Genomic DNA, 23,532 nt, shown 5'->3' on the forward strand with positions numbered 1-23,532 from the left:
GGGCCTTGCGGCCGGCATCAGCTTTCGAAAATCGTCCCGGTGTTGGCCGCCCGCGCACGGTCGCGGGCGAGCGTGGCGATCGCGGTGTCCTGCACGCCGGTGCCGGTGAGGTCGGCGATGGTGATGTCGCTGTCCGAACGGCGGCCATGTCTATCGCCGGCGATGATCTGGCCGATCTCTGTGATCTCGGCATCGGCCGCCATCACCCCCGTCGCGATGGCATGATGCAGTTCGCCCAGCAGCCGCGTCTGTTTCGCACTGTCGGCGACGTAGAGATCGGCCATGCGCAGGATCGCCGGCGCGATCTCGTTCTTGTGCTCGGCGTCCGAGCCCATCGCGGTGATGTGCTGACCGGCGGAGACGAAGCCGGCCTTGATCAGCGGTTCGGTCGACGGCGTCGTGGTGACGATGATGTCGGCGCCGGCCGCCGCCTTTGCCGCGTCGGGTTCAGCGTGCACGACGATGCCCAGTTTTTCGCGCAATGCATCCGCTGCGGCTTCGGCCTTGGCGGCATCCCTCGCCCAGATGCGCGCTTGAGCGATCGGCCGCACCAGCAAAAGCGCTTCGAGCTGCAGCCCCGCCTGGACGCCGGCGCCGAAGATCGCGGCGATCGAAGCGTCGGCTCGCGAAAGATGTTTCGCCGCGACCGCTCCGGCCGCCGCCGTGCGGATGTCGGTCAAATAGCCATTGTCGAGCAGCAGAGCCTCGACCAGCCCGGTTTTTGACGACAGCAGCACCATCATGCCGTTGACGCTGGGCAGGCCGAGCTTCGGATTGTCGAAGAAGCCGGGACTGATCTTGATGGCAAAACCGTCGATCCCTGGCACATAGGCGGTCTTGACGTCGACCTCGCCGCGATGCTCGGGAATGTCGAGCCGCAGGATCGGCGGCATCGACACCGGCAAGGTGGCAAGCGCTCGGAACGCATTTTCGACGCAGGCGACGGCATCGAGATCGAGCTTCACGATCGCGCGCAATTCGGCTTCGGTCAGTATCGTCATCCGGCTCATGCGGCGCTCTCCTCAATTGCTTCGCCACAAACGACTTTCCTGTGCAGCGTCATGTCGATATTGCGGCCCGACAGAATGAGCACAGTGGGGCCGCTCGCCCTGACCTTGCCGGCAAGCACGGCGGCGATGCAAACCGCGCCGGCGCCTTCGACGATCTCGCGCTCCTGTTCATAGGCGTGGCGGATGCCGGCGGCGATCTCGTCCTCGCTGAGCAGGATAACATCGTCGAGCAGGTCGCGGCACATCGAGAAGGTCAGCCGGTTGTCGAGGCCGACTCCGCCGCCGAGCGAATCCGCCAGCGTCGGCAGTTCCTCGACCAGAACCGGATGTCCGGCATCGAGGCTTGCCTTCATCGCCGCGCCCCGCGCCATCGAAACGCCGATGACCTTCGTGCCGGGGCTGACGCCCTTCACAGCAGCGGCGACACCCGCCGCCAGCCCGCCGCCGGAAAGCGGCACCAGCACCAGGGCGGCGTCCGCAACCTGCTCGATGATTTCCAGCCCGAGCGTGCCTTGCCCGGCGATGATATCGGGATGGTCGAAGGGCGGCAGCATGATCAGGCCGTCTTCCGCGACCAGCCGGTCGACCTCTTGCTGCGCATCGTCCTGGCTGTTGCCGACGATGCGGATCTCGGCGCCGAGCCGGCGGATTTCGTCGAGCTTATTCTGCGGCACCAGTCGCGACATGCAGATCGTCGCGCGCATGCCTTCAAGCTTTGCCGCATGAGCCAGCGCCCGGCCGTGATTGCCGGTCGAGGCGGCGACCACGCCGCGCGCCTTCTCCTCGGCGTTCAGCGAAGCGATGGCGTTCGAGGCGCCGCGCAGCTTGAAGCTGCCGGTCGTCTGCCGATGTTCGAGCTTGAGATAAACAGGCGCGCCCAAGTGCCCGGAAAGACTCGGGGAAAGCACGGTCGGCGTGCGCTCGACCTTGCCGGCGATGCGATCGCGGGCTGACTGGATATCGGCGAGGGTGATGGGCGCAGGTGTCATGGCCTCATTGTCCCAAAGGCAGCGTCATCAGACGGCCGAATTCGGCGCGCGGCTCGTCGTCGCCGCAAAGCCGCAGGCAGTTCCAAGCCGTTGCCTGATTGCTGGTGACGACCGGGCGGCCGATCGCCTCCTCCATGCCGACGACGGCAAGTGCGGCCCGCAGCGCCGTGCAGGAGACGAACAGTGCGTCCGCTTGCGCGTCGGTCGTCTTGGCTGCCAGATCGACCAGTGTGGCCGGTGCAATCCGCGCCATCTCGCGGTCGTCGTCGAAGCCGAGACAGGTGAAGCTGGCGATCTCGAACCCGTGCGCCGCGAAATAGGCGGCCATCGGCCGGCTGGTCTCGACCGTGTAGGGAGTGAGAATACTGATCGTCCTGGCGCCCAGCGCTTTCAAGCCGCGCACCCCTGCCATCGGCGGCGTAACCACGGGTACGCCGGGCTTGGCCGCCTGCACCGCCGCCTCGATCTCGGCATCGCCGATGACCACCGAGGCCGAGGTGCAGGAATAGCAGACCGCGTCGAGCGGCTCATCGGGCAGGATGAGCGCGGCGCCCGCCGTCAGCGACGGCTGCATCTTGCGCAAATTGTCCGGCGTCGTCGGATTGGCATAGGGGATGCGCGCGACATAGACGCCGATCCGGTCGCCTGCCACCATGCGGCGAAAATCCGGTTCGGTCGTATGGTCGGTGGCAAGGATGATCAGGCCGACGCGCTTTTCCAGCGGACGCGCGTCGAGCGCCGGCCGTGTCGAGTGCAGGCGGATGTCGACTGCCGCGGTCACCATGCGCTCCTTGCCAACGGTTTGGTCGAAGGAACTGTCATTTTTCAATGCGCCCGTAGCGGCGTTCCAGCCAGCGCAGCAGCACGACCGAGAACAGGCTGATGACGAGGAAGAAGGCGCCGACCAAGGTCATCGGCTCGACATAGCGGTAATAGGTGTTGGCGACGCTCTTGGCCTGGTTCATCAGTTCCAGCACGGTGATCGCCGAAAGCAGCGGCGTCTCCTTGAACATGGCGATAAAATAGTTGGCAAGCGCCGGGATCATCGGCGGGATAGCCTGCGGCATGATGATGTGGGTCCAGGTCTGCCTAGCGTTGAGATTGCAGGCCTTGGCGGCTTCCCACTGGCCGCGCGGCACATTGTCGATGCCGGCGCGATAGACCTCGGCCGTGTAGGTGCCGTAATGCAGCCCGAGGCCGATGACGCCCGCCACCAGCGGCGGCAGCAGGATACCGATATCCGGCAGCACATAGAAGATGAAGTAGAGCTGCACCAAGAGCGGCGTGCCGCGAATGAACTCGGCGAGGAAGCCGACGCTGCGCGACAAACCCTTGTTCGGCGAGCGCCGCGCCAGCGCGATAGCCAAGCCGACGATCGCTGCCAGAACCGAGCCGAGCAGCGTCGCCAGGATGGTGATCTTCACGCCCTCGATCAGGGTCGGCATGATCTCCCAGACGAAATTCCAATCCCATTCCATTACGAGGCCCGATCCATCAGACGCGCACCCCGTCGAGGCCGCGCGCCATGCGGCGTTCCAGCGAACGCACACCCCACGAAATGATCAGCGCAAGGGCGAAATAGATGACGAGAATGGTGGTGAACGGCACCAGCGTGTTGCCGGTCTGCGAGCGCACCACCTGCGCCTGGAAGGTCAGGTCGGTGAGCGAGATCAGCGAAACCACGGCGGTGGCCTTGAGCAATTCGATGGCGTTGTTGCCGAAGGTCGGCAGCATCACCAGCAGCGCCTGCGGCAGGATGACATGGCGCATGGCTTGCCAGCGGCCGAGATTGACCGCGGTGCAGGCCTCGTACTGTTCGCGGCCGATCGACTGGATGGCGCCGCGCACCACCTCCGCGCCGTAGGCGCCGACATTGAGGCCAAGCGCCAGCACGCCGGCCTGCAGCGGCGTCAGCGAAATGCCGATGAACGGCAGCACGAAATAGGCCCAGAACAGCTGCACGAAGATCGAGGTGCCGCGGAAGAATTCGATATAGGCGGTGGCCAGCGCCCGAATAGCGAAAAAACGCGACAGCCGCCCCAGCCCGGCGAGAAAGGCCATGATCAGGGCAAGCACCGACCCCATCAGCGTCAGCTCGATGGTAACAAGCGCTCCCTGCAATATCAGGCCGAAATAGCCGGACCATTGGGTCATGAAGTTCGAATTTCCAGCGTTTTGCGGTTATAGTCTTGGCATCTTCTCCCCGTTCACGGGGATGCCGGCAGGCAGATGAGGGGCAGAGCCAATTTGGCAGAACTGGCGCTGCCCCTCATCCGTCACTTCGTGACACCCTTCTCCCCGTGAACGGGGAGAAGGAAAAAGGCGCCTATTTTGCCGAGCAGAGCTTGTCGCGGCTCGTCGACATCGCCGCCGCGGCCGAAAAACCGTAGGGCTCAATGATCTTGGCGAATTCGCCGGACTCCTTCAGCTTGGCCAATTCGACGTCATAGGCGTCGCGCAGTGCCTCATCGCCCTTCTTGAACGCCGCGCCGTCGCAATAGACCGGCGCGCCGACCACCGGGGCGACGACTTCGAGGTTCGGATCGTTGGCCTTCTTGACCAGGTCGTTGATCGACAGCACCGGCAGCGAATAGGCGTCGATGCGGCCGTCCTGCAGCATCTTCAGGCCGCTCTGGCCATCCGGCACGACGATGACGCGGTCACGCGGCACGCCGGCAGTGAGCGCCAGCTTCTCCTCGGTGCCGCCGCCCGGCGCCCCGATCGTTGCGGTGGCATCCTTGGCGACATCCTCATAGCTCTTGAAGCCCTTCGGGTTGCCCTTCTTGACCAGCATTGCCTCGGCGTCGCACAGCACCGGCTCCGAATAAGCGACCGCCGCGCAGCGCTCCGGTTTCATGAACAGGCCGGCGGTGACGACGTCGAAACGGCCGGCCTGCAGGCCGGGGATCATCGCGCCATATTCCGAGATCGAGGCGACGATGTCGTTGACACCAAGACGCTTGAAGATTTCACGGGCCACATCGGGCGCCGCACCCGAGACCTTGCCGTCGGCAGCAACCGCCGTATAGGGCGGCTCGTTGGCGATGGCGACACGGGCGAAGCCCTGTGCCTTGAGCTCTTCGAGCTTGCTGTCGTCGGCCGATCCCGCGGTCGAAGCGGCCAGGATTGCGGTCAGCGCAACACCGGCGACGCCGGCCAGAATGCCAAGTTTCTTCATTGTTCCCAACTCCTTGTTTCTCTTTTGGTTTGGTCGTTCCACGGGACGGATTCGCCGCCCTGGGAGGACGGCGCTGCCGCCCGGGGCATGGCAGTCAGACGCGATGTCCGGCCGCGATGATCTTCTTCAGGAAAGCTTGCGTACGCTCCTGCTTGGGGTTGCGGAAAATCTCGTCCGGCTTGCCTTCCTCGACGATCTTGCCGCGGTCGAAGAACAGAACCCGGTCGGCGAAATCATGGGCAAAACCCATTTCGTGTGTGACCAGCAGCATGGTCATGTCGGTCTCCGAGCAGAGCCGCCACAACACGTTCAGCACCTCCTCGACCAGTTCCGGATCGAGCGCCGATGTCACCTCGTCGAACAGCATGATCCTGGGCTGCAGCGCCAAGGCGCGAGCGATGGCAACGCGCTGCTTCTGGCCGCCGGAAAGCTGCGCCGGCATCGCTTTCGCCTTGTCGGCCATGCCGACCATGTCGAGCAGTTCCATCGCCCGTTTTTCGGCGGCGGCGCGCGGCATGCCCTTGGTCAGGATCGGCGCCAGCGTGACGTTGTCGATGACGCTCTTGTGCGGAAACAAGTTGAACAGTTGGAAGACCATGCCGATCTTCTGGCGCATTCTTGCCAGATGCCGTTCGTCGGCCGGCAGCAACTGGCCGTTGCGCTCCATGTGGTAAAGCTGCTCGCCGTCGATCTGGATGTGGCCGCTGTCGATCCTCTCCAGCGTCATCAGGATGCGCAGGATCGTCGTCTTGCCGGAGCCGGATGGGCCGATCAGCGCCAGCTTCTCGCGCGGCATGACCTGCATCGACAGTCCGTCCAGCACCTTGAAGGTGCCGAAGCTTTTCGAAATGGCGTCGATCTTGATGATGGGCGCGGACAAAGAATTTCCCCCGTGCTGGAGAAGCTGTGCCTTAACGATGCGGAACGCGCCAAATCATGTCAATCAGGAAAATAAACTCATGACAATGTTTCTGACTCCGCAGAATTTCGCGGCAATGCTTGCCTAGATCGCCAGCAGCAGATGCTCCGGGTCGCCGAGCAGAAGCTTGGTGACAACACTGAGGCCGGCGCGCAGTTCCCCCTCGGTTGTCGAGCCCAGCGAGATGCGCACTGCCGGTTGCCAGGGCGCCGCCGAGATGCGGAACGATGTGCCCGGTGCGATCGCCACGCCCTGCAGGCGGGCCTGTGAGACGAAGCCCTCCTCGGCGCGGTCGCCGGGCAGTTCCAGCCACAGATGCAGCCCGTCTCGATGAACGCGGTAGTCGACCCCCGCAAGCACCTGGGCGGCAATCTCCTGCCGCCGCCGCAGCGCCGACCGTTGCCAGCGGACGAGTTCCATCGCCGTGCCGTCGGTCACCCATTTTGTCGCGATCTCTGCCACCATCGGCGTCGCCATCCAGTTGGAGACGAGATGCCGGTTGGCGACGGCAGCGACATAGCGGTCGGGCGCCGCGAGATAACCGATGCGCAGGCCTGGCAGCACGATCTTGGTGAAGGAGGTGACGTAGAGCGTGCGCTCGGGCGCGAAGGCGGCGACCGGCGGCGGACGGCCCTCGACCAGCGGCCCGAGCACGTCGTTCTCGATGATGGCGATGTCGTGCCTGCGCGCCACCGCAGCGATCTGCTCGCGCCGCGCGGCATTCATCAATGTTGCAGTCGGATTGATCACCGAGGGCTGCACGAATACGGCGCGGATGTCGGAAAGCCGGCACGCCTCGTCGAGCGCCTCCGGGATCAGGCCGTTGTCGTCGATCGGCAGGCCCTCGAGGTTGAAGCCGAGATAGCGCGCCAGCGGGATCAGCGTGTGATGGCCGATCGCCTCGGTGGCGACGGTCGAACCCGGCGGCGCCACGCTCATCAGCGCCACCGTCATGCCGGCCGTGGCGCCGTTGGTCAGGCTGACATTCTGCGCCGACACGTCGAGACCGCACAGCCGCAGCCATTCGACCGCCACTGCACGGTGGCGCGGAAACACCATGTTCGGCCGGAACGACAGCGCCGAGGTCGACGGCAGGTTCTCGGCGAGCCAGCCCAGCGCCTGCTTCAGCCGCTCCAGATGCATCGGCTCGCAGACCGGCTTCAGGATCGACAGGTCGATGACCTCGCCAAGGCGCTCCGGCAGATAGGGCGGTTCCGGCTCGCGGCGCTGCGTCTGCACGAAGCTGCCGCGGCCGATCTCGCCGGAGACCAGGCCCCGGCGGATCAGTTCCTCATAGGCGCGGCTGACTGTCTGCACCGAAAGCTTCAAATCGTCGGCCAGCCGGCGATGCGTCGGCAGCCGCGCGCCGTTGGCCAGCCGTCCGTCATGAATGGCGCGCGCGAACTGGTCGGCGAGCGATTGATAGGCCGGCCGCCGGATAAGCGCGGGATCTGGACGCCACAATGTCATGACATATTAGAGATCGAAATCAGTGCAATTGACAATCGAAATAATGCGCCGTCATGGTGTCGCGGAAAAAAGTGGACGCTCATGGCCGCATTGAAACTGGATCAGATCGACCTGAAAATCCTCGACGCGGTTCAGCGCGACGGGCGCATCACCAAGCTGGCGCTCGCCGACAAGGTCGGCCTGTCGCCGACGCCGTGCTGGATGCGGTTGCGCAAGCTGGAAAAGGCCGGCATCGTCTCCGGCTATCACGCCAGGGTTGCAATGCGCGCCGTCGCGCCGGTCGCCACCGTCCTGATGGAGGTGACGCTGGCCAGCCACCGCCAGGCCGATTTCGACCGTTTTGAGCGCGTCATCCGCGACGTCCCCGAAATCGTCGCCTGCTGGTCGGTGGGCGGCGGCGTCGACTATCTGCTGAAAGTGATGGCGCGCGACATCGACGCCTACCAGCGGCTGGTCGACGCCCTGCTCGAACGCGAGATCGGCATCGACCGTTATTTCACCTACATCGTCACCAAGACGGTGAAGGAGGAGGTCGCCTTGCCGGTGGCCGACCTGCTGCCGGCGCCGTCGTGAGGTCTGGCAAATCGCAAAGAGCCCCCTCATCGGCCGCTTCGCGGCCACCTTCTCCCCGGCGGGGAGAAGAGAAAGGTGCCAGCGCTGCGATCTCCTCTCCCCTCGGGGGAGAGGTCGGATTGCCCCGAATTGCCCTTTGCAATTCGGTTGGCAATCCGGGTGAGGGGGCACTTCCTCGATGAGATAGCCCAGCCTATAAGCTGAACAGATTGTCTGCCCGAGCAGCCCAATAGAGACAATCTCTCTACGCGTGCGCTCCGAAACAGACTCTCTGTCTGCGCCGCGCGCATAGTCTCTCCGCATCACTCCGAAACCGGGAGACCTCGAACATGTCCGCGCATTTTGCCCGCCCACAACGCCACGAAGCGCTTGACCGGCTCGCCGACCGGCGGCTGCTGCGCCAACTCGCCTATGTCGATGGCCACTGGACGGCGAGTGAAGCCGCCGAGAGTTTTGGGGTGACCGACCCTGCCACAGGCGCCACCGTTGCCTGGGTTGCCGCGCTCGACGCCAGGCAGACGAGCAAGGCGATCGACGCGGCGTCGCGCGCCTTTCCCGCCTGGCGCGCGGCTCTCCCACAGGAGCGGGCAAGAATCCTGCGAAAATGGTTCGATCTGATCATCGCCGCGAAAGAGGATCTGGCGCTGTTGATGACGCTCGAACAGGGCAAGCCTCTCAAGGAATCGCTTGGCGAGATCGACTACGCCGCCTCCTTCGTCGAGTGGTATGCCGAAGAGGCAAAGCGCCTCAACGCCGAAAGCGTCACCAGTCATTTGCCAAACGCCGAGATGATGGTGCGGCGCGAACCGCTCGGCGTCGTCGGCGTCGTCACGCCGTGGAATTTTCCCGCAGCCATGCTGACCCGCAAGGCGGCGGCCGCCCTTGCCGCCGGCTGCACCATCGTCGCGCATCCTTCGTCGGAAACGCCGCTGTCGGCACTGGCGCTGGCCGAGCTCGGCGAACGCGCCGGCCTGCCGGCTGGCGTCTTCAACGTTCTCACCGGCAAGGCCTCGACCATCGTTGGGCGGATGTGCGAAGATCCGCGCGTCCGCGCCATGAGCTTCACCGGCTCGACCGAGATCGGCAGGCTTATCGCCGCGCAAAGTGCGCCGACGATGAAGCGGCTGGTCATGGAGCTTGGCGGCCACGCGCCGCTGATCGTCTTTGCCGACGCCGATCTCGACAAGGCGGTGACCATCGCCGTCGACGCCAAATTCGCCACTTCCGGCCAGGATTGCCTTGCCGCCAACCGCATCTATGTCCAGCGCCCGATTTATGATCGTTTCTGCGCCGCCTTCGCCAGGCGCATCGAGGCACTGCGGACCGGCAATGGCCTGGCCGATGACATCGACATCGGGCCGTTGATGCACGAGCGCGGCGTCAAGAAGGTCGAGGAGCAGGTCGCCGATGCGCTCGCCCATGGCGCGCGCTGCCTAACCGGCGGCGGCAGACATCCGGCCGGACCGCTGTTCTACCGGCCGACCCTGCTCGCCGATGTCACCGACGATGCGCTGATCGTGCGCGAGGAAACTTTTGGTCCGGTCGCCGCGGTGACGCCCTTCGACAGCGAGGACGAGGTCATCGCCCGCGCCAACGCCACCGAATACGGGCTCGTCGCCTATGTCGTCACCGAGAACGGCGGCCGCCAATTGCGCATGGGCCGTGCACTCGACTACGGTATGGTCGCCATCAACCGCGTCAAGATCACCGGCGCGCCGATTCCGTTCGGCGGCGTCAAGCAGTCCGGCATCGGTCGCGAGGGCTCGCGCCACGGGCTCGAAGCCTTTACCGATCTTAAGTATCTCTGCCTGGACGTAGCGTAAGCCGCGCCGGAGACATTTCCTTAGGAGTAAAAAAATGCTCGACCAGTCCAACGAACTCGCCGCCTGGGACCGCGACCACTTCTTCCACCCCTCGACCCATATGGGCACGCATGCACGGGGTGAATCGCCGACCCGCGTCATCGCCGGCGGCGAAGGCGTCACCATCTGGGACAATAACGGCCGCAAGAGCATCGATGCCTTCGCCGGGCTCTATTGCGTCAATGTCGGCTATGGCCGCCAGAAGATATCAGACGCCATCGCCGCCCAGGCCAGGAACCTTGCCTATTACCACGCCTATGTCGGCCACGGCACCGAGGCGTCGATCACGCTTTCCAAGATGATCATCGACCGCGCCCCGCAAGGCATGTCGAGGGTCTATTTCGGCCTCTCCGGCTCCGACGCCAACGAAACCAACATCAAGCTGATCTGGTACTGCAACAACGTGCTCGGCCGTCCCGAGAAGAAGAAGATCATCTCGCGCTGGCGCGGCTATCACGGCTCTGGTGTCATGACCGGATCGCTGACCGGGCTCGACCTGTTCCACAACGCCTTCGACCTGCCGCGTGCGCCGATCCTGCACACCGAGGCGCCCTACTATTTCCGCCGCGCCGACCGCTCGATGAGCGAGGAACAGTTTTCCCAACACTGCGCCGACAAGCTCGAAGAGATGATCCTGGCCGAGGGCCCGGACACGGTCGCCGCCTTCATCGGCGAGCCGATCCTCGGCACCGGCGGCATCGTGCCGCCGCCCGCTCTGTACTGGGAAAAGATCCAGGCGGTTCTGAACAAATATGATGTGCTGCTGGTCGCCGACGAAGTGGTCACCGGCTTCGGCCGGCTGGGCACCATGTTCGGCTCCGACCACTACGGCATCAAGCCCGACCTGATCACCATCGCCAAGGGACTGACCTCGGCCTATGCGCCGCTGTCGGGCGTCATCGTCTCGGATAAGGTCTGGCAGGTGCTGGTGCAGGGCTCCGACAAACTCGGCAGCTTGGGCCATGGCTGGACCTATTCGGCGCATCCGATCTGCGTTGCCGCCGGTGTCGCCAACCTGGAACTGATCGACGAGATGGATCTGGTGACCAACGCCGGTGAGACCGGCGCCTATTTCCGCGCCGAACTGGCGAAAGCCGTCGGCGGCCACAAGAATGTCGGCGAGGTGCGCGGCGACGGCATGCTGGCGGCAATCGAATTCGTCGCCGACCGGGACGACCGCGTGTTCTTCGACGCCGCGCAAAAAATCGGGCCTCAGGTCGCGACCGCGCTTGCCGAGCTTGGCGTCATCGGCCGCGCCATGCCGCAGGGCGACATCCTCGGCTTCGCGCCGCCGCTGTGCCTCACCCGCGAAGAGGCCGACATCGTCGTGTCGAAGACGGCCGATGCGGTGAATGGCGTGTTTGCCAGCATCTAATTATCGACCTTGGTGCCGCCCCTCATCCGCCTGCCGGCACCTTCTCCCCGTGAACGACGGGGAGAAGGGACAAGCTCCAGCGCTGGCGACCCCCTCCCCGTTTTTCACGGGGAGAGGGTAAGGGTGAGGGGCAGCGCCAACCTGGAATATCTGGAAGCAAACATCAATGACCTCCAAAGCCCTCCCCGCCACCATGGCCGCCGTGCTTCTGACCGGTCACGGCGGGCCGGAAAAGCTCGTCTATCGCACCGATGTCAAAGTGCCCTCGCCCGCCCCGGGCGAGGTTCTGGTCAAGGTCACCGCGTGCGGCATGAACAACACCGATGTCTGGGTGCGCCAGGGCGCCTACGGCACGGAGGAAGATGCTGCCGCCGTGTCGACCTGGCGGCGTCAGGGCAATACGCTGACCTTCCCGCGTATCCAGGGCACCGACACGGTCGGCAACATCGTTGCCGTCGGCGAGGGTGTTTCTTCGGCCCGCATCGGTGAGCGGGTGATGGTCGATTTCTCGATCTACAACCGCGACGATGATTCGCTCGCCGACATCGACTATATGGGCCATGGCCGCGACGGCGGCTATGCCGAGTACCAGACCGTGCCGGCCGAGAATGCCCATGTCGTCGCCACCGACCTGACCGACGTCGAACTCGCCACCTTCTGCTGCGCTTATCTTACCGGCGAACAGATGCTCGAACGCGCCGCATTGAAGGCCGGCGAGCGTGTGCTGGTCACCGGCGCGTCGGGCGGCGCCGGCTCCGGCATCGTGCAGTTGGCGCGGGCGCGCGGCGCCATTCCCTATGCCGTCGTCGGCAAGGGCAAGGAACAGGCGGTGCTCGACATCGGCGCCGAGGCGGTGATCACCCGTGGCGTCGCCGATCTGCCCGCCGCCGTGAATAACGCGACCGGCGGCCAGCCGATCGACGTGGTTGCCGACCTCGTCGGCGGCGGCATCTTCAATGACCTGTTGCGCATCCTTCGGGCCGAAGGCCGCTACACCACCGCCGGCGCGATTGCCGGCCCGGTCGTGCAGCTCGATCTGCGCACCATGTATCTCAAGCAATTGCAGCTGCACGGCTCCAGCCAGGGCACGCGACACGACTTCCGCCGTATCGTCCGCTACATCGAGGAGAAGAAAATCCGGCCGCTGGTCGGCGGTGTCTACAAGCTCTCCGATTTCCACCGCGCCCAGGCGGATTTCATCGCCAAGGATTTTGTCGGCAAACTGGTGGTCGTTCCGGATGCCGTTGCGGACCTCGCTGCAACGCGTTGACAATCAAGGCTAACAAGGCATGGCGTCGCCAGCGAAGCTGCCAATCTCCCCCCTTGCGGGGGAGATGCCCGGCAGGGCAGAGGGGGGTGCTGTCCCGGGGTGCTGTCCCTCCGACCTGTCAATCGATCGCAGCCACGCCCAAGCTGATTCGGGTTGGCAAGGCTGAAGTCGAAGTTGCGATCCTTCCCACCCCCCTCTGTCCTGCCGGACATCTCCCCCGCAAGGGGGGAGATTGGACGTCGCTACGACCTTCGCCAATCACCAACGCCCATTCAGCCTCTGCCTTCGGACGACCTATTCAGATCTATGATCCGACCTGCTTGACCGCGGCTTCAAGCGATCTTTCAAACGCGTCGATCACCTGATCGACCTGGGGCTCGGTGATGATCAGCGGCGGGCAGAAGGCCAGTGCATCGCCCATGTTGCGCGAGATGACGCCGTTCTGCTGCATGAAACCGTTGACGAGCCCGCCCAGCGCGCCGGACGTCTCCCACGGCGTCTTGTTCGCCTTGTCGCCGACCAGTTCGACCGCCGCGATCAGGCCGACGCCGCGCACCTCGCCGACAAGCGGGTGCGAAGCGAGCTTGCGCAACCGCTTCTGCATATGCGCGCCGACCGTGCGCGCATTGCCGACGAGATCGCGCTCCTCGATCAGCTTCAGGTTCTCCAGCGCGACCGCCGCCGCAACGGGATGGCCGCCACCGGTGAAGCCGTGGCCGAAGGTGCCGATGCGATTGCTTTCGTCGGCAATCGGCTCGAAAACCTTCTCGTTGATCAGCAAGGCCGAGATCGGCAGGTAGGACGAAGAGATCTGCTTCGACAGCACCATGATGTCGGGCCTGATGCCGAAGGTCTGCGAGCCGAACATTTCGCCGGTTCGGCCAAAGCCGCAGATCACCTCGTCGGCGACGAGCAGGATGTCGTATTTCGACAGCACCGCCTGGATCTTCTCCCAGTAGCCGGCCGGCGGCACGATGACGCCGCCAGCGCCCATGATCGGCTCGCCGAAGAAGGCAGCGATGGTTTCCGGTCCTTCGGCCAGGATCAGCTTTTCCAGATCGTCGGCAAGCCGGCTCGAAAACTCTCCTTCGCTCTCATTTGGCAGCGCCTCGCGCCAGTGATGCGGCGTCGAGGTGTGCAGCACATTGGCGATCGGCAGGTCGAAGGAAGTGTGGTTGTTGGGCAGCCCGGTCAGGCTCGCCGAGGCAATGGTGACGCCGTGATAGCCGCGAATGCGGCTGATGATCTTCTTGCGCGCAGGCTGGCCGAGCGCATTCGACCGGTACCAGATCATCTTCATGGCCGTATCGTTGGCCTCGGAGCCGGAATTGGTGAAGTACGCCTTGCTCATCGGCACCGGCGCCATCTGCACCAGCTTCTCGGCGAGATCGATCAGCGGCGAATGCGATTTGGAACCGAAGTCGTGATAGTAAGGCAACCTGGACATCTGGCGCACCGCAGCGTCGACCAGCCGCTTCTCGGAGAAGCCGACCGCGACACTCCAAAGCCCGGCCATCGCCTCGATATAGCGGTTGCCGGCGAGATCCTCGACATAGATGCCGTCGCCCTTCTCGATGACCAGCGGCCCTGCCTCTTCATGCTTGCGGGCATTGGTGTAGCCGTGCATGTGGTAGCTGATGTCGCGGGCTTCGGGGGAATTCGGTCGAGCGTCCATGATGGCTCCTGTGCTGCATGCCGGGACGTGCGTCCTGCCGCCGTTCGGCGCGCGCATCGGCCTCTGGATTAATGCTGTTTGCTGCATCCGTTTCTTGTAAGGGTGTCAAGCCCTTTCGGAAGGGCCGGCGGATGGGCGAAAGACATGCAGAATTTCAGCTTCGAGGCTGCTGAACGCGGGAACCTGCGCCAAGCCGGCTGTGCGCATGGCCAAGACTTGATCCCCGAACGGCTCACCAGCAGGCACAACAACAAGGCTGAGGTGGCCTGATCGTGGACCATGTCGACTGCATCGTCGCCGGCGCCGGCGTCATTGGCCTCGCGATCGCGCGAGAGATGGCGCAGCGCGGCATGGACACCCTGATCCTCGAGGCCGAGAACGCCATCGGCACCGGGACGAGTTCGCGTAATTCCGAGGTCATCCATGCCGGCATCTACTATCCGGCCGGATCGCTGAAGGCCCGGCTCTGCGTGGCAGGCCGCGAAAGGCTCTACCGTTATTGCCAGGAGCGGGCGGTGCCGCATGCGCGCTGCGGCAAGCTCATCGTCGCCACGGATGCCGAACAGGAGCCGATGCTCATTTCGATCCTGACCAACGCCGCTGCTTGCGGCGCGGGCGATTTGACGCTCTTGACCGCAGCAGAGGCGCGCAGGCTGGAGCCCAAGCTGCGCTGCACGGCCGCGCTTTTGTCTCCCGCCACCGGCATCATCGACAGCCACGCGCTGATGCTTGCGCTGCTGGGCGACGCCGAGGAGCACGGGGCGGCGCTCAGCCTCAACACCCGCATCGCCTCGGGCCGCATTGAAAATGGACGCATCGTGCTCGACACGATCGACAGCACCAGCGGCGAGCGCTTTGAAATCGCCACCGCGCGCTTCGTCAACGCCGCCGGGCTTGGCGCCACGGCACTTGCCGGCTCGCTTGACGGGTTCGACCAGCAATTCCTGCCAGAACTTCGCTACGCCAAGGGCAATTATTTTTCGGTCGCCGGCCGGGCGCCGTTCTCGCGGCTGGTCTATCCCGTGCCCGAGCCCGGCGGGCTCGGCGTCCATCTGACGCTCGACCTCGACGGCGTCGCCCGCTTCGGGCCTGACGTCGAATGGACCGATCAACTCGACTATCGCGTCGATCCAATACGTGGCGAGCGCTTCTACGACGAGATCCGCAAATACTGGCCGGACCTGGCCGATGGCAGCCTGCGGCCGGCCTATAGCGGCATACGGCCGAAGCTCTCCGGTCCCGGCGAAGCCAATGCCGACTTCGTCATTCAGGACGCGGCGGTGCATGGCGTGGAAGGCCTGGTCAATCTGTTCGGCATCGAGAGCCCTGGCCTGACCTCAAGCCTGGCGATCGCCGACCATGTCGCGCAGCGCCTCGCGCCGAAGGCCAGCTAGTCGAGGGCGACCCGCGCGAGCGCGCCCGCTGCCAAAAGCATAATCCAAACGCCCGTAAGCCATCCGTAAGCCGGGGTCGCAGAACCTCGGTCCGACGATCACCGGGGCCATCGATATGAAGATCCGTTTCGAAGCCATACCGAACCCAAGCTGCCGGTTCGAGATCTGGGACAATGAGACCGGCGAGCCTGTCGTCCATCACGATCGGCTGCTCACCTTCGCCTCGGCGAAATCGGCGGCAAGAATCGCCGACTTCCTCAACGACAGCCACCGGCGCCGCGCCGGCGCCGCCGAATGGCGCGTTGCGGATCGCGATCTCGGCTGGGGAGGATGATCGCCAGGCTGCTCCACCTTGCGATCAGCATGGCGGAGCTTCCACGGCTCGTCTTCCAACGAAACTTGGCGCAGGATCGAACGCTTTGCTACCGAGCGTCGGAGGAGTTTCGCCATGACCGATGAAGCAAGCCGCGAGCCGGCGCGTGATCCCCAGGATCTGGAGCGCCTGCTGATCTCCCGGCAGTGGGTGGGAGACATCGACGGCATGGCCGCGCTTTTTGAGCCGCATGCCGTCGTCGACAGCGGTGACGGGCCACTGACGCGTGGCCGCGAAGCGATCCGGGCACTCTTCGCCGACATCACCGCAACGGGCCAAAAATTTGCCGCCGGAAATCAGGCCCCGGCCGTTGTCAGCGGAGATCTGGCACTGACGTCAACCCGTCTTCCCGATGGCACCGTAACCACCGAGGTCGCCCGCCGCCAGGGCGACGGGACATGGCTGTGGGTCATCGATCGATTCTCCGTTGCGCAGCGTCGGCCCGGGTGACCCCGGAAATCGATTTTCGCTGGGAATCATGCCCAAACCAAGTGCTCGCGCCTCCGGGCGTGCGGCCCTGTAGCGCAAAGGGGTGATCCCAGTACGGTTGTGGGTTCGAAGTTCCTGAACGCCGATGCCGTCGATCGAGCAGGAACTTCAAATCTGTTTATGATGCATCAATGCGCCGTCTGCGAATGGTCGCCGCCCGGCTGCGAGATGCCGCCCAGCGCTTCGCCGGCCCATGCGGGTTCGCCATTCGTGGCGAGGTCGCCGAGCGAGACAATGCCAACCAGCCGCCGGTCGCGGCTGATCACCGGCATTCGCCGCACTTTGAGTTCGCGCATATTCTGAAGAACATCGCCGACTTCCTGGTCGTCATAGCAGCACTGTACCTCCGCGCTCATCACATCCCTGATCCTGGTGTCGGGACCTCTGCCCTCCGCGATGCCACGGACGGCAATGTCGCGGTCCGTGATCATGCCGACCAGCCGCTCATTCTCACCCACGGGCAGAACACCGGCGTCAAGATCGGCCATGACTCGTGCGGCATCCCGCAAGGACTGGTCCGGACTGGCGACCTGAACTTTCCGTGTCATGCACTCGCTGATTCTCATGGCTTTCTCCTCAAGCTGCAGCGCCCCGCCGATCCTGTGATGAAGGTGTGATCAGGGGAGAATGAACGCCTATCGGAATCGTTCCATCGTTCGACCACGCGCAGCGGGCCATATCCGTGACGGGCGGGAACTATTATCCGGCACGATGGTTGAGTGGTCACCAAGTGATCCTCCTCGAGCCAAACGAAAAACGGAAGGAACGATCATGCGCATGTTGACGACAATTGCCGCCCTTTCGGGATTGGCCCTGGCGCAGCCGATTCACGCGCAATCCACCGACCCGCAGCTTCCCCAGATCGCACCTCCGGCTCCGGAAGCCCTGCCCGATCCAAGCTTGCCCAACCAAACGCCTGACCAGGCCCTGCCTGACCAAGCCCTGCCTGATCAAGGTTTCACCGACCAGAATTTTACTGGCATTGCCATTGTCGCCCTCGAGGATTTGCCGCCGGAACTCAAGACGCAAGCCGAGGCCGTGATCACCCAGACCAGCGTTGAAGATCTGCTTACTCTGCAGAGCTCGATCGATGCCTCGCCACAGGCGGCATCGGTGCTGGCCGCGAACGGGCTGGATTCGTCGCAGGTTGTTGCCGCCAACATCGACGGCGACGGCATGCTGACTCTGATCATCCAGACAACCACGTGATTGGCGGGCACGTGATTGGCGGGCACGTGATTGGCGGGCACCTGATCGGTGGTCCGGGCGTGGCGGGCCGGAGCACTCGGCTTCGGCCCTGAAACCCGGTACAGCGGAGCAGCGTCATGGTCGAAGCCGCAGTTCGCAACTTCACCCTCAACTTCGGACCGCAGCATCCCTCTGCTCACGGCGTGCTGCGGCTGGTGCTGGAACTGGACGGCGAGGTCGTCGATCGCGCCGATCCCCATATCGGCCTGCTCCACCGCGGCACCGAAAAACTGATCGAGTACAAGAACTATCTGCAGGCCCTGCCCTATTTCGACCGGCTCGACTATGTCGCGCCGATGAACCAGGAGCATGCGTTCTGCCTCGCCGCCGAGAAGTTGTTGGAAATCTCGGTCCCGAAGCGCGGACAGCTCATCCGTGTTCTGTTTTGCGAAATCGGCCGGCTCTTGTCGCATCTCCTCAACGTCACGACACAGGCCATGGATATCGGCGCGCTGACGCCGCCGCTCTGGGGTTTTGCCGAGCGCGAGAAGCTGATGGTGTTTTACGAGCGCGCCTCCGGCGCCCGCATGCATGCGAATTATTTCAGGGTCGGCGGCGTGCACCAGGACCTGCCTGAGAAGCTGCTGGACGACATCTGGGCTTTCTGCGATCCGTTCCTCAAGGTCTGCGGCAATCTCGACGAGCTGCTCACCGAAAACCGTATCTTCAAGCAGCGCAACGTCGATGTCGGCGTGATCGGCCTCGACGACGCCTGGGCCTGGGGCTTCTCCGGCCCCATGGTGCGCGGGTCGGGCGCTCCGTGGGATTTGCGCAAGGCACAGCCCTATGAATGCTACCCGGAGATGGATTTCGACATTCCCATCGGCAAGAACGGCGACTGCTATGACCGCTACCTCGTCCGCATGGAGGAAATGCGCCAGTCGGTGCGGATCATGAAGCAATGCCTGGAGAAATTGCGATCGCCGGAAGGCCAGGGGCCGGTGGCAATTCCGAACCACAAGATCACGCCGCCGCCGCGGGCGACGATGAAACGCTCGATGGAAGCGACCATCCACCATTTCAAACTCTACACGGAGGGTATTCGCGTGCCCGCCGGAGAAGTCTACGCCGCGGTGGAGGCGCCGAAGGGCGAGTTCGGCGTCTATCTGGTTTCGAACGGCGGCAATACTCCCTATCGGTGCAAGATCCGCGCGCCGTCCTTTGCCCATCTGCAGGCGATGGATTTTCTGTCGCGCGGGCACATGCTCGCCGATGTCGCCGCGATCATCGGATCGCTCGATATCGTGTTCGGCGAGATCGATCGCTGACGAGGCGCGGGGTGTTTCAGATTTCGAGCAGGGCGTAGGGACGGCCGGTCGGCTTCGCCACGTGCATGGCGACGTTGTAGACCGGGGCACCGCCGGGCGTGCGACCTTCATAGATGCCGCGATGCGCGTGGCCATGCACCACGGCGCTGACCTTGAACCGATCGATCGTCTCCGCCAGCCGCGACGAGCCCAGGAACGGAAAAATCTCCAATGGCTCGCCAGCGACCGTCTCGACCACCGGAGCGTAGTGCAGGACGACAAGCGTACGATTGGTGCGAACCTGCCGCATTGCGTTTTCGAGCCGCATCGATTCGCTGACGCTTTCGGCGACCATCGCCTTGATCGCCGGCTCGCCGAAGGAGCCGAGCATGCGTGATCCAAAACCGCCAATGAACCCCTTCACGCCGACAAAGCCGACATCCTTGATTTCCGTGGTCTGGCCGTCAAGAAGATGGACGCCCGCCTGCCGAAGGATGTGGGCGACGTCCTCGACCGCGCCGGATTCATAGTCATGGTTGCCGAGCACGGCGACGACCGGGATTGCGCAGGCGCGCAAATCCTCCGCAAGGATTTCGGCCTCACGCGGCTTGCCGAGATTGGTGAGGTCGCCAGTGAGCACGAGGACGTCCGCTTCGCGCGAAACTTCGCCGAAGAGATCACGGCAGGAGGCCTGGGCGTCTTCCCGCACATGCAGGTCGCCGATAGCCGCAATCCTCACGGTGCCGCCGTTCCCAACCCTTGCCGTAGCAGCCTCGTTCCTCTCAGCCATCACGAAATTCTCCTGTTCCGCCGACGCCGGCAAAACCCCACTCCTTGACGTCGATCTCGTAGTCGGTCGGCGAAAGCAGGCGCCCGCGGCAGATTTTCATTCGGGGCGTAGGCAACTCCCGCTGCTTGGCGAGCCGGTCAAGCAATTCGTCGAGCAGCCAGGCGGGAATGTGATCGCGCTCGCTTGGATAGATCCATCGAAAATTCAGAAGCTGCATCAACAACACCTCCCAGTGGACTTCGAGGTAGGAAAGCAGCCGGTGCCAATCGATCTGATCCTGCGCCTTGAGGATGGTATGAGCGATGTCGGCGCCGTCATGGCGGCCTCTGTCCTGGATGAAGCACTTGGACCAGATAAGCTCCGTCGGACCGACGATCCGCACCCGGCTGCCTAGCAAATCGATTTGCCTTGCGTGCTCCAGCCACTCGTCGCTGACAGGCATGGTTCCGTTCGCCGACGCGAATATGACGTCAAAGAAATGCGTGCCCTTGAAGACCTTGCCGAGCCACCGGTCATCCAATATCTCGACCGCATAACCGGCCTGCTTGAAATGGGCGAGGATGCGGGCGTAATCGCCGGCCTTGCAGAAAATGTCGAGATCCTTGGTCTGGCGCGTGACGCCGGTGTAGGCGCTCACCGCGTAGGTGCCGGCGACAAGAAAGGGAATGTCCGTCGCGCTGAGTTCGCGGATCGCCTCGGTGTAAAAGACCTCGGCCTCGGCGTAGCGAAGCGTCGGCTCCGCTTTTGCGTCGATCGTCGGAACGGATGCCGGGATGGGGCCTCCCTTTGGAGAATCGTTGGTCATGAAATCGTGGCTCCGGGACCCCAGCAACCTGCAGCTGTCCGTCTTTTAAACAAAGCCGCCGCCGCATGGTTCCGTTGCCGATATAATGCGTCAAATGTGATGGCGGAGCCTTTTTCGCCGCTGGTGAGTTGAAGGTGAACAAACCAACTGCACGGAGTTGACGATGGAGGACGGGCGCAAGGCGGTACGCGTCAGACTGAGGGGAAGGGTGCAAGGCGTCTCGTTTCGCGTGTGGACACGGACCGAGGCCGAGAGGCTCGGTCTGTCCGGGTGGGTTCGCAATGAGGAGGATGGATCCGTAACGGCACTGATCGTCGGAGCCGAAGGCGCGGTTTCGACCATGATGGACCGGTTCTGGAAAGGGCCGACCGGAGCGTCGGTCGCCAGCGTGACATCCCAAGACGTCGATGCCGGCCTGGAGCCGAACGGATTCAGGATCATCGGCTAGAAGTGTGTACCGGCTTGAGGAAAACCGATGCTCGACCGAAGGCCAAGCCACCTTGCCTTGCGCGGGGAACAATCGACAGCCAGCGGTTCCGCAACCAGGTCAAGGACAAGGCTTGCGGAGGCAGCGGCTGTCATCGAGAATGACGGTAGTCTCGATCATCGCCGCGACACGGCGCCCGCCGACTGAGATCCGCGCATCCTGTGGTATCGAGCCTATTGTTCGAGCTTCGCCGATGGCGGATCGCCGCCGAAACGGCCTATCCGCTCATCAACGACCACTGATGCGAGGCGTGGAAATTACTTCGCCGCCCCCATCACCCGAACATGCCGGCGCCTGGCATAAGTGCCGGCAGCGTGAATGCCCGTAGCGTCAGTGCATGAATATTCCTCGCAGCCAGGCGAAGAAACCAAACCTCTCGGACATTGCCGCGCGAACGCGAGAGGCAGCCCATCGCGCTCGTATCGTGGCGCCGACATGGCAATGGCAGACGATTTCGTGCAGCTGCCAGTCGGTCAGCTCGAAGAAGCGCCTGGCTTCGCCGTAGGTGTCATCTTTCAAGCCTTGCGCGCGAAAGATCGGGTCCTCGAAGGCAACCGTGAGAGGCGAGTCATTGTAACGCATTTTCTCGCGTATCTCAGGGGACTTGTATTCGGTGCCCGTCAACGCTTCGAGACGTCGATCGGGATTTTTCTCCAGCAGTTTCGCCCAACGTTCGAGACGCTGGCTTCGGGTCGCTACGAGGTCTGTTGCTTCAGCGTGAACGTCGGCAACGGTATGCAGTTGGTCAAGTGTTTGGTGCTTCACGGCCGCCTCCTATTCAGCAGGTGAGTTCGTCCCACCCTGAAATGGAAATTATGGCGCTCCACGACGCCGGCAAGGCCTTCATGCGCGAACCTTTCGATCACTTTTCTGACGACCCCGTCCGGCCACGAATGCCGATGCCTGCGGGATCATCGCAGGCTCGCGTCGGAACCATAGGCATGCGTGGTCGTTCTGCGTGCGTCAGCTCGAGCGAAAACCGATCGAAACGGGTGGCTTCAAGAATCCCAGCCGACGTCGGCGACCCGCCAAGGCAGAGTGCGAGCGGAAGGAAATCACACAATGGCCATTCTTCCCACTCCCGAACCAACGCCCACTCCCGCGCCCACACCGCCGCCGTTTCCTGAACCGAAGCCGGTGCGTGAGCCGGACCCGGACAGACTTCCCGACGAAGCTCCTGTCCCCAATCCGGATGAAAATGATGCGCCGCTGAAAATCGGCCCCAAAAATCCCGGCATTTGACGGAGCGGAGACGCTCGTTCCAGATCGGCCAGTCCCGCATGGATGCCGGATGGCGTCAGCGCATTGGCTCACTGAGCGGCCAGCATGCGGGCTGCGGTCGCCGTCGTCTCGGTGCTGTCAGCGGTGATCAGGCGGCGCGGAAAATGACGACGGAAATGCTCACCGTCGCGGACATCGCAGGCATCAGATCGAGCGCTGCGGCGAAGCGAACTCGGATGCCTGCCTTAGATGCTGGCGCAGCAGCGCCTCGGCCCATTCGATCTCGCCCGCCTCGACGGCATCGAGGATGGCCAGATGTTCCCGGCAGGACTGCTCGATGCGTTCCGCCGGCAGTTCCTCGAAACCCGCCGACTCCTGCAACCGGCGCAGATTGTTCTGCTGGCGCACCGCATCCGCCAGGAACCGGTTGCCGGAACAGGCCGCAAGCCCTTCGTGAAAGGATGCGTTGATCCGGAACCATTCGTCGCCGCCGATCAGCGTCTTGCCCGTCGACACGATCGCCAGGATGCGCTGGTGAGCGCGGCGGACCGGCGCCAGCTGCTGAGGATCCGCATTGAACATGGGCGACCGCAGCGCCGCGCATTCGACGGCCGTCCGGAATTCATAGCTTTCCCGGTAGGCGTCCTCGCCGACCAGTGTGTCGGCGAAACGCCAGCCATGCCCCGGCAGGCGCTGCACCAGCCCTTCGGCGGCAAAGCGGAGCAAAAGCTTGCGCACGACGCCGCGCGACACCTGATAGCGCGGCATCAGTTCCGCCTCGGACACCTCCTGCGGCAGCTGGCCGAGCGCGCGCTCGCGCATCATCCTGCGGTAAAGCTCCTCGAGCGGTGAACTGGGCAGGATATCTTCAGGGTCGAGATCGGCGACCTCGCGCGCCAATTGCAGCCCCCTCGTCTCGAAGGGACTCAAGATGCCCTGGGCGACCAGCAGCTCCAACGCCGCGCTGATGGGAGAACGCGAGACGCCGAAGGTGCGGGCAAGGTCGGGCACCGAGACGCGGGTTCCAACCGTCCAGCCCGAATCCCTGATCCGCTCCAGGATCCGCCGCGCCAGATCGATCTGCAGCGGACTGGCCGCCTCGCCGCGTACCGGCCGGTCGATGGTCGTTTCGTTCATAAGCACTTCCTCAGGCGTTC

Annotated in this window: 26 protein-coding genes; 12 read left to right on the forward strand and 14 right to left on the reverse strand. The window is 63.9% G+C overall.

What is annotated here, in order from left to right:
- Nucleotides 1–17: 17 nt before the first annotated feature.
- The 8 genes from eutC to ehuR form a co-directional block, all read right to left on the reverse strand.
- Complete coding sequence (eutC, locus tag AC0L2V_RS18890; RefSeq protein ID WP_473520882.1) at nucleotides 18–1,010, reverse strand: ectoine utilization protein EutC; 993 nt, start codon at nucleotides 1,008–1,010, stop codon at nucleotides 18–20.
- Nucleotides 1,007–1,999 carry a hydroxyectoine utilization dehydratase EutB gene (gene eutB / locus AC0L2V_RS18895; protein ID WP_473520883.1) on the reverse strand — a complete coding sequence of 331 codons (993 nt, stop codon included), beginning with the start codon at nucleotides 1,997–1,999 and terminating at the stop codon, nucleotides 1,007–1,009. The genes eutC and eutB overlap by 4 nt, the downstream gene beginning before the upstream one ends.
- 4 nt (nucleotides 2,000–2,003) lie before the next feature.
- Nucleotides 2,004–2,780: an ectoine utilization protein EutA gene (gene eutA / locus AC0L2V_RS18900; protein WP_473520884.1), complete on the reverse strand. Its 777-nt coding sequence runs from the start codon at nucleotides 2,778–2,780 to the stop codon at nucleotides 2,004–2,006.
- 37 nt (nucleotides 2,781–2,817) lie between these two features.
- The gene (ehuD, locus tag AC0L2V_RS18905) at nucleotides 2,818–3,477 is read right to left on the reverse strand and encodes an ectoine/hydroxyectoine ABC transporter permease subunit EhuD (protein ID WP_091600368.1); all 660 of its coding nucleotides are present in this window, start codon (nucleotides 3,475–3,477) and stop codon (nucleotides 2,818–2,820) included.
- A gap of 16 nt (nucleotides 3,478–3,493) precedes the next feature.
- Nucleotides 3,494–4,153: an ectoine/hydroxyectoine ABC transporter permease subunit EhuC gene (ehuC, locus tag AC0L2V_RS18910; protein ID WP_287174034.1), complete on the reverse strand. Its 660-nt coding sequence runs from the start codon at nucleotides 4,151–4,153 to the stop codon at nucleotides 3,494–3,496.
- 172 nt (nucleotides 4,154–4,325) lie between these two features.
- Complete coding sequence (gene ehuB / locus AC0L2V_RS18915) at nucleotides 4,326–5,177, reverse strand: ectoine/hydroxyectoine ABC transporter substrate-binding protein EhuB (protein WP_023797848.1); 852 nt, start codon at nucleotides 5,175–5,177, stop codon at nucleotides 4,326–4,328.
- A gap of 94 nt (nucleotides 5,178–5,271) precedes the next feature.
- Complete coding sequence (gene ehuA / locus AC0L2V_RS18920; RefSeq protein WP_023797847.1) at nucleotides 5,272–6,057, reverse strand: ectoine/hydroxyectoine ABC transporter ATP-binding protein EhuA; 786 nt, start codon at nucleotides 6,055–6,057, stop codon at nucleotides 5,272–5,274.
- 123 nt (nucleotides 6,058–6,180) lie between these two features.
- Entirely contained in the window at nucleotides 6,181–7,566 is a 1,386-nt protein-coding gene (gene ehuR / locus AC0L2V_RS18925) for a MocR-like ectoine utilization transcription factor EhuR (protein WP_023797845.1), read from the reverse strand.
- Nucleotides 7,567–7,656: 90 nt separating this feature from the next.
- Between ehuR and AC0L2V_RS18930 the strand changes: the two genes are divergently transcribed.
- The 4 genes from AC0L2V_RS18930 (at nucleotide 7,657) to AC0L2V_RS18945 (ending at nucleotide 12,646) form a co-directional block, all read left to right on the forward strand.
- The gene (locus AC0L2V_RS18930) at nucleotides 7,657–8,139 is read left to right on the forward strand and encodes an Lrp/AsnC family transcriptional regulator (protein ID WP_027155677.1); all 483 of its coding nucleotides are present in this window, start codon (nucleotides 7,657–7,659) and stop codon (nucleotides 8,137–8,139) included.
- Between the two features lie 329 nt (nucleotides 8,140–8,468).
- Nucleotides 8,469–9,962 carry an NAD-dependent succinate-semialdehyde dehydrogenase gene (locus AC0L2V_RS18935; RefSeq protein WP_473520885.1) on the forward strand — a complete coding sequence of 498 codons (1,494 nt, stop codon included), beginning with the start codon at nucleotides 8,469–8,471 and terminating at the stop codon, nucleotides 9,960–9,962.
- A 34-nt stretch (nucleotides 9,963–9,996) separates the two neighbouring features.
- Complete coding sequence (locus tag AC0L2V_RS18940) at nucleotides 9,997–11,376, forward strand: aminotransferase (protein WP_473520886.1); 1,380 nt, start codon at nucleotides 9,997–9,999, stop codon at nucleotides 11,374–11,376.
- 166 nt (nucleotides 11,377–11,542) lie between these two features.
- Entirely contained in the window at nucleotides 11,543–12,646 is a 1,104-nt protein-coding gene (locus AC0L2V_RS18945; RefSeq protein ID WP_473520887.1) for an alcohol dehydrogenase family protein, read from the forward strand.
- Nucleotides 12,647–12,950: 304 nt separating this feature from the next.
- Here the strand turns inward: AC0L2V_RS18945 and AC0L2V_RS18950 are convergent, their stop codons facing one another.
- A complete protein-coding gene (locus AC0L2V_RS18950; protein ID WP_473520888.1) occupies nucleotides 12,951–14,321 on the reverse strand; it encodes an aspartate aminotransferase family protein in 1,371 nt (456 codons plus the stop codon).
- Between the two features lie 144 nt (nucleotides 14,322–14,465).
- On the opposite strand from AC0L2V_RS18950, the gene AC0L2V_RS18955 reads away from it, so the two are divergent.
- From AC0L2V_RS18955 to AC0L2V_RS18970, 4 genes are all read left to right on the forward strand, one after another.
- Nucleotides 14,466–14,591 carry a hypothetical protein gene (locus AC0L2V_RS18955; protein WP_023797838.1) on the forward strand — a complete coding sequence of 42 codons (126 nt, stop codon included), beginning with the start codon at nucleotides 14,466–14,468 and terminating at the stop codon, nucleotides 14,589–14,591.
- Between the two features lie 2 nt (nucleotides 14,592–14,593).
- Nucleotides 14,594–15,715, forward strand: coding sequence for an NAD(P)/FAD-dependent oxidoreductase (locus tag AC0L2V_RS18960; protein WP_473520889.1), 1,122 nt, complete (start codon nucleotides 14,594–14,596; stop codon nucleotides 15,713–15,715).
- A 115-nt stretch (nucleotides 15,716–15,830) separates the two neighbouring features.
- Nucleotides 15,831–16,049, forward strand: a complete 219-nt coding sequence (locus AC0L2V_RS18965; protein WP_473510416.1) for a hypothetical protein — start codon at nucleotides 15,831–15,833, stop codon at nucleotides 16,047–16,049.
- A 114-nt stretch (nucleotides 16,050–16,163) separates the two neighbouring features.
- Entirely contained in the window at nucleotides 16,164–16,538 is a 375-nt protein-coding gene (locus tag AC0L2V_RS18970) for a YybH family protein (RefSeq protein ID WP_473520890.1), read from the forward strand.
- A 167-nt stretch (nucleotides 16,539–16,705) separates the two neighbouring features.
- On the opposite strand, the gene AC0L2V_RS18975 is transcribed toward AC0L2V_RS18970, so the two are convergent.
- Complete coding sequence (locus tag AC0L2V_RS18975; RefSeq protein ID WP_473520891.1) at nucleotides 16,706–17,143, reverse strand: CBS domain-containing protein; 438 nt, start codon at nucleotides 17,141–17,143, stop codon at nucleotides 16,706–16,708.
- Nucleotides 17,144–17,348: 205 nt separating this feature from the next.
- Between AC0L2V_RS18975 and AC0L2V_RS18980 the strand changes: the two genes are divergently transcribed.
- Nucleotides 17,349–17,786, forward strand: coding sequence for a hypothetical protein (locus tag AC0L2V_RS18980; protein WP_027151427.1), 438 nt, complete (start codon nucleotides 17,349–17,351; stop codon nucleotides 17,784–17,786).
- A gap of 116 nt (nucleotides 17,787–17,902) precedes the next feature.
- On the forward strand, nucleotides 17,903–19,093 hold the full coding sequence (locus AC0L2V_RS18985; protein ID WP_473520892.1) for an NADH-quinone oxidoreductase subunit D: 1,191 nt from the start codon (nucleotides 17,903–17,905) through the stop codon (nucleotides 19,091–19,093).
- A gap of 16 nt (nucleotides 19,094–19,109) precedes the next feature.
- Here AC0L2V_RS18985 and AC0L2V_RS18990 read toward each other — a convergent pair whose 3' ends face one another.
- A complete protein-coding gene (locus AC0L2V_RS18990) occupies nucleotides 19,110–19,862 on the reverse strand; it encodes a metallophosphoesterase family protein (protein WP_023797831.1) in 753 nt (250 codons plus the stop codon).
- The gene (locus tag AC0L2V_RS18995; protein ID WP_473520893.1) at nucleotides 19,855–20,667 is read right to left on the reverse strand and encodes a nucleotidyltransferase family protein; all 813 of its coding nucleotides are present in this window, start codon (nucleotides 20,665–20,667) and stop codon (nucleotides 19,855–19,857) included. The genes AC0L2V_RS18990 and AC0L2V_RS18995 overlap by 8 nt, the downstream gene beginning before the upstream one ends.
- Nucleotides 20,668–20,830: 163 nt before the next feature.
- Here AC0L2V_RS18995 and AC0L2V_RS19000 point away from each other — a divergent pair, with 163 nt between their 5' ends.
- On the forward strand, nucleotides 20,831–21,115 hold the full coding sequence (locus AC0L2V_RS19000; protein WP_292481421.1) for an acylphosphatase: 285 nt from the start codon (nucleotides 20,831–20,833) through the stop codon (nucleotides 21,113–21,115).
- Nucleotides 21,116–21,484: 369 nt separating this feature from the next.
- On the opposite strand, the gene AC0L2V_RS19005 is transcribed toward AC0L2V_RS19000, so the two are convergent.
- Complete coding sequence (locus tag AC0L2V_RS19005) at nucleotides 21,485–21,919, reverse strand: hypothetical protein (protein ID WP_292428312.1); 435 nt, start codon at nucleotides 21,917–21,919, stop codon at nucleotides 21,485–21,487.
- Nucleotides 21,920–22,216: 297 nt separating this feature from the next.
- Here AC0L2V_RS19005 and AC0L2V_RS19010 point away from each other — a divergent pair, with 297 nt between their 5' ends.
- Nucleotides 22,217–22,396 carry a hypothetical protein gene (locus AC0L2V_RS19010; protein WP_077374092.1) on the forward strand — a complete coding sequence of 60 codons (180 nt, stop codon included), beginning with the start codon at nucleotides 22,217–22,219 and terminating at the stop codon, nucleotides 22,394–22,396.
- Between the two features lie 183 nt (nucleotides 22,397–22,579).
- On the opposite strand, the gene AC0L2V_RS19015 is transcribed toward AC0L2V_RS19010, so the two are convergent.
- Nucleotides 22,580–23,512: a GntR family transcriptional regulator gene (locus AC0L2V_RS19015; RefSeq protein ID WP_473520894.1), complete on the reverse strand. Its 933-nt coding sequence runs from the start codon at nucleotides 23,510–23,512 to the stop codon at nucleotides 22,580–22,582.
- Nucleotides 23,513–23,532: the final 20 nt, after the last annotated feature.

This window comes from Mesorhizobium sp. WSM4814 (genome assembly GCF_055811595.1).

Excerpts from the sequence above, each read along its gene's own strand:
- eutC (WP_473520882.1), bottom strand. The coding sequence starts at position 1,010 with ATGAGCCGGATGACGATACTGACCGAAGCCGAATTGCGCGCGATCGTG.
- eutB (WP_473520883.1), bottom strand. The coding sequence starts at position 1,999 with ATGACACCTGCGCCCATCACCCTCGCCGATATCCAGTCAGCCCGCGAT.
- ehuD (WP_091600368.1), bottom strand. The coding sequence starts at position 3,477 with ATGGAATGGGATTGGAATTTCGTCTGGGAGATCATGCCGACCCTGATC.
- ehuC (WP_287174034.1), bottom strand. The coding sequence starts at position 4,153 with ATGACCCAATGGTCCGGCTATTTCGGCCTGATATTGCAGGGAGCGCTT.
- ehuB (WP_023797848.1), bottom strand. The coding sequence starts at position 5,177 with ATGAAGAAACTTGGCATTCTGGCCGGCGTCGCCGGTGTTGCGCTGACC.
- ehuR (WP_023797845.1), bottom strand. The coding sequence starts at position 7,566 with ATGACATTGTGGCGTCCAGATCCCGCGCTTATCCGGCGGCCGGCCTAT.
- AC0L2V_RS18935 (WP_473520885.1), top strand. The coding sequence starts at position 8,469 with ATGTCCGCGCATTTTGCCCGCCCACAACGCCACGAAGCGCTTGACCGG.
- AC0L2V_RS18940 (WP_473520886.1), top strand. The coding sequence starts at position 9,997 with ATGCTCGACCAGTCCAACGAACTCGCCGCCTGGGACCGCGACCACTTC.
- AC0L2V_RS18945 (WP_473520887.1), top strand. The coding sequence starts at position 11,543 with ATGACCTCCAAAGCCCTCCCCGCCACCATGGCCGCCGTGCTTCTGACC.
- AC0L2V_RS18950 (WP_473520888.1), bottom strand. The coding sequence starts at position 14,321 with ATGGACGCTCGACCGAATTCCCCCGAAGCCCGCGACATCAGCTACCAC.
- AC0L2V_RS18955 (WP_023797838.1), top strand. The coding sequence starts at position 14,466 with ATGCAGAATTTCAGCTTCGAGGCTGCTGAACGCGGGAACCTGCGCCAA.
- AC0L2V_RS18965 (WP_473510416.1), top strand. The coding sequence starts at position 15,831 with ATGAAGATCCGTTTCGAAGCCATACCGAACCCAAGCTGCCGGTTCGAG.
- AC0L2V_RS18970 (WP_473520890.1), top strand. The coding sequence starts at position 16,164 with ATGACCGATGAAGCAAGCCGCGAGCCGGCGCGTGATCCCCAGGATCTG.
- AC0L2V_RS18975 (WP_473520891.1), bottom strand. The coding sequence starts at position 17,143 with ATGAGAATCAGCGAGTGCATGACACGGAAAGTTCAGGTCGCCAGTCCG.
- AC0L2V_RS18980 (WP_027151427.1), top strand. The coding sequence starts at position 17,349 with ATGCGCATGTTGACGACAATTGCCGCCCTTTCGGGATTGGCCCTGGCG.
- AC0L2V_RS18985 (WP_473520892.1), top strand. The coding sequence starts at position 17,903 with ATGGTCGAAGCCGCAGTTCGCAACTTCACCCTCAACTTCGGACCGCAG.
- AC0L2V_RS18990 (WP_023797831.1), bottom strand. The coding sequence starts at position 19,862 with ATGGCTGAGAGGAACGAGGCTGCTACGGCAAGGGTTGGGAACGGCGGC.
- AC0L2V_RS18995 (WP_473520893.1), bottom strand. The coding sequence starts at position 20,667 with ATGACCAACGATTCTCCAAAGGGAGGCCCCATCCCGGCATCCGTTCCG.
- AC0L2V_RS19000 (WP_292481421.1), top strand. The coding sequence starts at position 20,831 with ATGGAGGACGGGCGCAAGGCGGTACGCGTCAGACTGAGGGGAAGGGTG.
- AC0L2V_RS19010 (WP_077374092.1), top strand. The coding sequence starts at position 22,217 with ATGGCCATTCTTCCCACTCCCGAACCAACGCCCACTCCCGCGCCCACA.
- AC0L2V_RS19015 (WP_473520894.1), bottom strand. The coding sequence starts at position 23,512 with ATGAACGAAACGACCATCGACCGGCCGGTACGCGGCGAGGCGGCCAGT.